The following is a 7222-nucleotide window of genomic DNA, read 5'->3' on the forward strand; positions in this document are numbered from 1 at the left end:
GCGAAAGGGCTGCGAAGCGGCCCCGGCGATCTCACGACATAAGACTGTTCCAAAATGACCCAGCCCACCCCCTGCTACCACTGCGCCCTGCCCGTCCCCACTGGCAGCCGCTTCACCGCCGTGGTCCTCGGCCAGCCGCGGCAGTTCTGCTGCCCCGGCTGTCAGGCGGTGGCTGAGTCGATCGTCGCGGGTGGCCTGGAACATTACTACCAGCACCGCAGCGACAACAGCGCCAACCCCGAAGGCCTGCCCAAGCAACTGCAGGACGAACTGGCCCTGTACGACCGCAGCGACGTTCAGCAAACCTTCGTCCGCCACCAGGGCGAGCTGGCCGAAACCACCTTGCTTGTCGAGGGCATCAGTTGCGCCGCCTGCGGCTGGCTGATCGAAAAGCACTTGCGCAACCTGCCTGGTGTCGCCGAAGCCCGGCTGAACCTGTCCAACCACCGCCTGGCGCTGAACTGGGACGACAAGCAGCTGCCGCTGTCGCGCGTGCTCGCCGAACTTCGCCAGATCGGCTACGCCGCCCACCCCTACCAGCCTGACCAGGCTGCCGAGCAATTGGCCCGGGAAAACCGCAGCGCCCTACGCCGCCTGGGCGTGGCCGGGCTGCTGTGGTTCCAGGCGATGATGGCGACCATGGCCACTTGGCCGGAATTCAACATCGACCTGACACCCGAGTTACACACCATCCTGCGCTGGGTGGCGCTGTTCCTGACCATTCCCATCGTGTTCTACAGCTGCGCGCCTTTCTTCAAGGGCGCGGCGCGCGACTTGCGAACGCGCCACCTGACCATGGACGTTTCGGTGTCGCTGGCCATTGGCCTGGCGTTCGGTGCCGGCATCTGGACAGCCATCACTGGCAGCGGCGAGCTTTATTTCGACACGGTAGGCATGTTCGCCCTGTTCCTGCTGACCGGCCGCTACCTGGAGCGCCGCGCCCGCGAGCGCACAGCGGCGGCCACTGCGCAGCTGGTCAACCTGCTGCCAGCCTCATGCCTGCGCCTGGACGCCATCGGGCGCAGCGAACGCATCCTGCTCAGCGAGTTACAGTGCGGCGACACCGTGCAGGTGCTGCCCGGCGCGGTCATCCCTGCCGACGGACGCATCGTCGAGGGCCGCTCCAGCGTCGACGAATCGCTGCTGACCGGCGAGTATCTGCCGCAACCACGCCAGGTGGGTGAGCGGGTCACTGGCGGTACGCTGAACGTCGAAAGCGCGCTGAATGTAGAAGTGGAAGCCCTCGGCCATGACTCACGCTTGTCGGCCATCGTCCGCCTGCTGGAACGCGCCCAGACCGAAAAACCGCGCCTGGCGGAAATCGCCGACCGCGCCTCACAGTGGTTTCTGCTGTTCTCGCTACTGGCCTCGGTAGCCATCGGCCTGTGGTGGTGGCACCTGGATCCGGCACGGTCGTTCTGGATCGTGCTGGCCATGCTCGTGGCCACCTGCCCTTGTGCCCTGTCTTTGGCTACGCCAACCGCATTGACCGCCGCCACCGGAACCCTGCACAAGCTTGGCCTGCTGGTCACCCGCGGCCACGTGCTGGAGGGCTTGAACCACATTGACACGGTGATTTTCGACAAGACCGGCACACTGACCGAAGGCCGCCTGACCTTGCGCAGCATCCGCCCGCTCGGCAGCCAGGCCACCGACCGCTGCCTGGCCCTGGCCGCGGCGCTGGAAAACCGCTCCGAACACCCCATCGCTCGCGCCTTTGGTCGTACCGCCACGCCTGCCGATGACGTACAGAGCGTACCCGGCCTGGGCCTGGAGGGGGTGGTCGACGGCCAACGCCTGCGCATTGGTCAGGCTACCTTCGTTTGCGCCTTGAGTGGTGCGGAAATCCCCGCTGTGCCCGAGCCGCGCGGCCAGTGGCTGCTGCTGGGCGACCGCCAGGGACCCATGGCCTGGTTCGGCCTGGATGACCGCCTGCGCGACGATGCCCCGGCCCTGCTCGCTGCCTGCAAGGCGCGCGGCTGGCACACCCTGCTGCTGTCGGGCGACAGCTCGCCGATGGTTGCCGAAGTGGCCGCGCAGCTGGGTATCGAGCAGGCCATTGGCGGCCTGCGCCCGGATGACAAACTGGACCGCCTGAAAGCCCTGCAGGCTGACGGGCGCAAGGTGCTGATGCTCGGCGACGGTGTCAACGATGTACCGGTACTGGCCGCCGCCGATATCAGCATCGCCATGGGCAGCGCCACCGACCTGGCCAAGACCAGTGCCGACGCCGTCTTGCTGTCCAACCGCCTGCAAGCGCTGGTGCAGGCGTTCGAGCTGGCCCGCCGCACCCGCCGCAACATCCTCGAGAACCTGCTGTGGGCGACCCTGTATAATGGCCTGATGTTGCCGTTCGCCGCGCTCGGCTGGATCACGCCGGTGTGGGCCGCCATCGGCATGTCGGTCAGCTCACTGATCGTGGTGCTCAATGCCTTGCGCCTGACCCGTATGCCCGTGGCCTCGGGCCCGCTGCCCCACGAAGCCCCTTTACCCGGGAGGAAGTCGCCATGCCCGCCCTCTATGTCATGATCCCGGCAGCCCTGCTGCTGGTCGGCGTGGCCGTGTACATCTTCTTCTGGGCGGTCGACAGCGGTCAGTACGATGACCTTGAAGGCCCCGCCCACAGCATCCTGTTCGACGATCAGGACCCGCGCCACCAGGCGGCAGTGAAGCCTGACGATGCCGCAGCCGACACCGACAAGGAACCACCGCCCCATGCCTGACCTGCTTGCGCTGCTGGGCTCGGCACTGGTCCTTGGCCTGCTAGGGGGCGGTCACTGCCTGGGCATGTGCGGTGGCCTGATGGGCGCACTGACCTTGGCCATCCCCCCCGAACAACGCGGCAAGCGCCTGCGCCTGTTGCTGGCGTACAACCTGGGGCGCATTTTCAGCTATGCCTGCGCCGGCCTGTTGCTGGGCCTGGCCGGCTGGGCCGTGGCCAGCAGCCCGGCAGCGCTGGCGCTGCGGGTGGCTGCAGCGCTGCTGCTGATTGCCATGGGCCTGTACCTGGCCGGCTGGTGGAGTGGGTTGACCCGTATCGAGGCGCTGGGCCGCGGGTTGTGGCGGCATATTCAGCCGATGGCGTCGCGCTTGCTGCCGGTGTCCAGCCTGCCCCGGGCGCTGCTGCTGGGCGCCTTGTGGGGCTGGCTGCCGTGCGGTTTGGTGTACAGCACCCTGCTGTGGGCCGCCAGCCAGGGCAACGCCGGGTACAGCGCGGTATTGATGCTCGCGTTCGGGTTGGGCACCTGGCCGGTGTTGCTGGCAACCGGGCTGGCTGCCGAACGCGTAAACGCCCTGTTGCGGCGACGCAGCGTGCGCGTGGCGGGCGGCGTGCTGGTGATGCTATTCGGTATCTGGACCTTGCCGGGCCCACACCAGCACTGGCTGATGGGGCATTGACGCGGGCTGCAAAGCAGCCCCAATGCCCTTGATACAAATCAACACAGTTTCCTACAGACGGCCATAGACTCCGGTGCACTGCTGCTCTTTCCGGGGACTACCCTCATGCTCGACGACCTCCGTTGGGATACCGACCTGATCCGCCGCTACGATCTCGCCGGGCCACGCTACACCTCTTACCCAACCGCCGTGCAACTGCACAGCGAGGTGGGTTCGTTCGACCTGCTCAACGCCCTGCGCGAGAGCCGAAGGGCCGTGCGCCCGCTGTCGCTGTACGTGCATGTGCCGTTCTGCGCCAACATCTGCTACTACTGCGCCTGCAACAAGGTCATCACCAAGGACCGTGCGCGCGCCGCGCCCTACCTGCAGCGCCTGGAGCAGGAAATCCAGCTGGTCGCCTGCCACCTGGACCCTAAACAACGTGTTGAACAGCTGCATTTTGGCGGCGGCACACCGACCTTCCTCAGCCATGTGGAACTGCGCCAACTGATGGCCACCCTGCGCCAGCACTTCCACCTGCTGGACGACGATTCCGGCGACTACGGCATCGAGATCGACCCTCGCGAAGCCGACTGGTCGACCATGGGCCTGCTTCGCGAACTGGGCTTCAACCGCGTCAGCCTTGGCGTGCAGGACCTCGACCCGGCCGTGCAGCGCGCGATCAACCGCCTGCAGAGCCTGGAGCAGACCCGCACCTTGATCGAGGCTGCGCGCACGCTGCAGTTTCGCTCGGTCAACCTCGACCTGATCTACGGCCTGCCCAAGCAAACCCCGGAAGGCTTTGCCCGCACCGTCGAAGAGGTGATCCGCCTGCAGCCCGACCGTCTGTCGGTGTTCAACTACGCTCACCTTCCCGAACGCTTCATGCCGCAACGGCGCATCGACAGCAACGACCTGCCCAGCGCGGCCGCCAAGCTGGAGATGCTGCACGCCACCATCGACCAACTGACCGCCGCCGGTTACCGCTACATCGGCATGGACCACTTCGCCCTGCCCGACGACGAACTGGCCATTGCCCAGGAAGAAGGCACCTTGCAGCGCAACTTCCAGGGCTACACCACCCACGGGCACTGCGACCTGATTGGCCTGGGCGTGTCGGCGATCAGCCAGATCGGCGACCTGTACTGCCAGAACAGCAGTGACCTCAACACCTACCAGGACAGCCTGTCCAACGCCCAGCTGGCTACCCAGCGCGGCTTGCTGTGCAACCACGACGACCGCATACGCCGGGCAGTGATCCAGCAACTGATCTGCCATTTCGAGCTGGATTTCGAACCCATCGAACAGGCTTTCACCCTGGATTTTCGCGGTTACTTCAACGACCTCTGGCCCGAGCTGCTGACCTTGCAGCGCGACGGCCTGATCAGCCTGGACGACAAGGGCATTCGCATCCTGCCCGCCGGCCGGCTGCTGGCGCGCTCGGTATGCATGGTGTTCGACGCGTATCTGGCGATGCACAACCGCCAGCGTTTCTCGCGAGTGATCTGAAAAACAAGGCGTTCAACCGCATGGACAAGCTTCCTTGTCAGGCACACTATGAGCACACAAGGACTCCCGGCAGGCCACCAGCCGGGGTTTCGCCAGCGCGCACCATCATTGCGCACACTGGCCTACACCCTGTGTCGTGAGTTACCCTTACGACTTATGTGTGCTTTCCCACAAGGATCGATTCAAATGTCCGAGCCAGTCAAACTGCGCCCACACAACCAGGCCCATTGCAAGGATTGCAGCCTGGCCCCCCTGTGCCTGCCTCTTTCGCTGAACCTGGAAGACATGGACGCGCTGGATGAAATCGTCAAACGCGGGCGGCCGCTCAAGAAAGGCGAGTTCCTGTTCCGCCAGGGTGACAGTTTTGGCTCGGTCTACGCAGTACGGTCCGGGGCCCTGAAAACCTTCAGCCTCAGCGACAGCGGCGAAGAGCAGATCACAGGCTTTCACCTGCCCAGCGAACTGGTCGGCCTGTCAGGCATGGATACCGAGGCCTACCCGGTATCGGCCCAGGCCCAGGAAACCACTTCGGTGTGTGAAATCCCCTTCGAGCGGCTGGACGAGCTGTCGGTACAGCTGCCACAGCTACGCCGCCAGCTGATGCGGGTGATGAGCCGCGAAATCCGCGACGACCAGCAAATGATGCTGCTGCTGTCGAAAAAAACCGCCGACGAGCGCATTGCCACTTTCCTGGTCAACCTGTCGGCGCGCTTCCGTGCCCGTGGCTATTCGGCCAACCAGTTCCGCCTGAGCATGTCGCGCAACGAAATCGGCAACTACCTTGGCCTGGCGGTAGAAACCGTGTCGCGGGTGTTCACCCGCTTCCAGCAGAACGGCCTGCTGCGCGCCGAGGGCAAGGAAGTGCACATCCTCGACCCGATCCAGCTGTGCGCGCTGGCCGGTGGTGCAATCGAGGCCTGAGGCCGGTCTTTAGCGGGTATACTTGGGCATTCGTTTTCCCAGGATACCCGCAACAATGCACAGCGACGCCTTCGACCTCAAAGCCCTGATCCGCCCGGTAGTGGACTTCCCCAAACCGGGTGTGATCTTCCGCGACATTACCCCGTTATTCCAGTCGCCACGCGGGCTGCGCTATGTGGCCGATCAGTTCATCGAGCGCTATGTCGAGGCTGAATTCAGCCACATCGGCGCCATGGACGCGCGGGGTTTCCTGATCGGCTCGATCATCGCCCACCAGCTGAACAAGCCGCTGATCCTGTTCCGCAAACAGGGCAAGCTGCCGGCCGACGTGTTGAGCGAGGGTTACCAGACCGAGTACGGCGAGGCCTTCCTGGAAGTGCATGCCGACAGCCTGTGTGAAGGCGACTCGGTGCTGATCTTCGATGATTTGATTGCTACTGGCGGTACGCTGCTGGCGGCGGCCAACCTGGTGCGTCGTACTGGGGCGCAGGTGTTCGAGGCGGCAGCGATCATCGACCTGCCGGAACTGGACGGGTCGCGTCGGTTGCAGGCGGCCGGGGTGCCTACCTTCTGCCTGACCGAGTTTTCCCTCAGCGAGTACTGAGTGGGCTTTTGGGGCTGCTTTGCAGCCCATTCGCGGGTAAACCCGCGCCTACAAAGGCCGCGCATTTTTCGTAGGCGCGGGGTTACCCGCGAATGGGCCGCCAAGCGGCCCCAATGAATCAGAGCGAAATGGGCCGGCGCCCTGCAAAGGCATGGGCCAAGGTACCACCGTCCACCATCTCCAGCTCACCGCCCAGCGGCACACCATGGGCAATGCGAGACGCCACCAAGCCTTTCTCGCTCAGCAACTGGGCAATGTAATGCGCCGTCGCCTCCCCCTCCACCGTCGGGTTGGTCGCCAGGATCACCTCGGTAAAGGTGCCCTGCTCTTCGATCCGCGCCATCAGCTGCGGAATACCGATCGCCTCAGGCCCCAGGCCATCCAACGGCGACAGGTGCCCCTTGAGCACGAAGTAACGGCCACGGTAGCCCGTCTGCTCCACCGCATACACATCGGTCGGCCCCTCGACCACGCACAGCTGGGTGTCGTCACGCCGCGGGTCGGCGCACTGCGGGCACAGTTCCTGCTCGGTGAGGGTGCGACACTGGCGGCAATGCCCTACCCCTTCCATGGCCTGGGTCAAGGCCTGAGCCAGGCGCAGCCCGCCACTGCGGTCGCGCTCGAGCAGTTGCAGGGCCATGCGCTGGGCGGTTTTCTGGCCAACGCCTGGCAAGATGCGCAGGCCATCGATCAGTTGGCGGATGAGGGGGCTGAAGCTCATGGGAAAGGCCTGACAATTCAATAAGAGGCGGTTTATACCCAGCGGGGGCGGTGGCGTCAAATCACCTCGCCCAAAGCCCGCAAGGTCTG

The 7222-nt window shown here is 65.0% G+C and carries 7 protein-coding genes; 6 read left to right on the forward strand and 1 reads right to left on the reverse strand.

All coding sequences use genetic code 11. The annotated features are described in order from the left end of the window. The first annotated feature begins 54 nt into the window (after positions 1–54). From ACF8Q6_RS16140 to ACF8Q6_RS16165, 6 genes are all read left to right on the forward strand, one after another. Complete coding sequence (locus ACF8Q6_RS16140) at positions 55–2529, forward strand: heavy metal translocating P-type ATPase (protein WP_392492612.1); 2475 nt, start codon at positions 55–57, stop codon at positions 2527–2529. Continuing rightward, entirely contained in the window at positions 2508–2723 is a 216-nt protein-coding gene (gene ccoS / locus ACF8Q6_RS16145) for a cbb3-type cytochrome oxidase assembly protein CcoS (protein WP_392492614.1), read from the forward strand. Before ACF8Q6_RS16140 ends, ccoS begins: the two co-directional genes overlap by 22 nt. Continuing rightward, positions 2716–3399, forward strand: coding sequence for a sulfite exporter TauE/SafE family protein (locus tag ACF8Q6_RS16150; RefSeq protein WP_019750804.1), 684 nt, complete (start codon positions 2716–2718; stop codon positions 3397–3399). Before ccoS ends, ACF8Q6_RS16150 begins: the two co-directional genes overlap by 8 nt. Positions 3400–3504: 105 nt before the next feature. Then, entirely contained in the window at positions 3505–4887 is a 1383-nt protein-coding gene (hemN, locus tag ACF8Q6_RS16155; RefSeq protein WP_010955013.1) for an oxygen-independent coproporphyrinogen III oxidase, read from the forward strand. 186 nt (positions 4888–5073) lie between these two features. Continuing rightward, the gene (gene fnrA / locus ACF8Q6_RS16160) at positions 5074–5808 is read left to right on the forward strand and encodes a Crp/Fnr family transcriptional regulator FnrA (protein WP_003254301.1); all 735 of its coding nucleotides are present in this window, start codon (positions 5074–5076) and stop codon (positions 5806–5808) included. Between the two features lie 55 nt (positions 5809–5863). Further along, a complete protein-coding gene (locus tag ACF8Q6_RS16165) occupies positions 5864–6412 on the forward strand; it encodes an adenine phosphoribosyltransferase (RefSeq protein WP_009683910.1) in 549 nt (182 codons plus the stop codon). Between the two features lie 118 nt (positions 6413–6530). Here the strand turns inward: ACF8Q6_RS16165 and recR are convergent, their stop codons facing one another. Next, complete coding sequence (recR, locus tag ACF8Q6_RS16170; RefSeq protein WP_003254304.1) at positions 6531–7133, reverse strand: recombination mediator RecR; 603 nt, start codon at positions 7131–7133, stop codon at positions 6531–6533. Between the last annotated feature and the right edge of the window lie 89 nt (positions 7134–7222).

Origin of the sequence: Pseudomonas sp. GLN_2, from assembly GCF_043106005.1 — a bacterium.
GTDB classification, from domain to species: domain Bacteria; phylum Pseudomonadota; class Gammaproteobacteria; order Pseudomonadales; family Pseudomonadaceae; genus Aquipseudomonas; species Aquipseudomonas alloputida.

Coding starts and splice junctions, on each gene's coding strand:
- ACF8Q6_RS16165 (WP_009683910.1), top strand. CDS start 5,864: ATGCACAGCGACGCCTTCGACCTCAAAGCCCTGATCCGCCCGGTAGTG.
- ACF8Q6_RS16140 (WP_392492612.1), top strand. CDS start 55: ATGACCCAGCCCACCCCCTGCTACCACTGCGCCCTGCCCGTCCCCACT.
- hemN (WP_010955013.1), top strand. CDS start 3,505: ATGCTCGACGACCTCCGTTGGGATACCGACCTGATCCGCCGCTACGAT.
- ccoS (WP_392492614.1), top strand. CDS start 2,508: ATGCCCGCCCTCTATGTCATGATCCCGGCAGCCCTGCTGCTGGTCGGC.
- recR (WP_003254304.1), bottom strand. CDS start 7,133: ATGAGCTTCAGCCCCCTCATCCGCCAACTGATCGATGGCCTGCGCATC.
- ACF8Q6_RS16150 (WP_019750804.1), top strand. CDS start 2,716: ATGCCTGACCTGCTTGCGCTGCTGGGCTCGGCACTGGTCCTTGGCCTG.
- fnrA (WP_003254301.1), top strand. CDS start 5,074: ATGTCCGAGCCAGTCAAACTGCGCCCACACAACCAGGCCCATTGCAAG.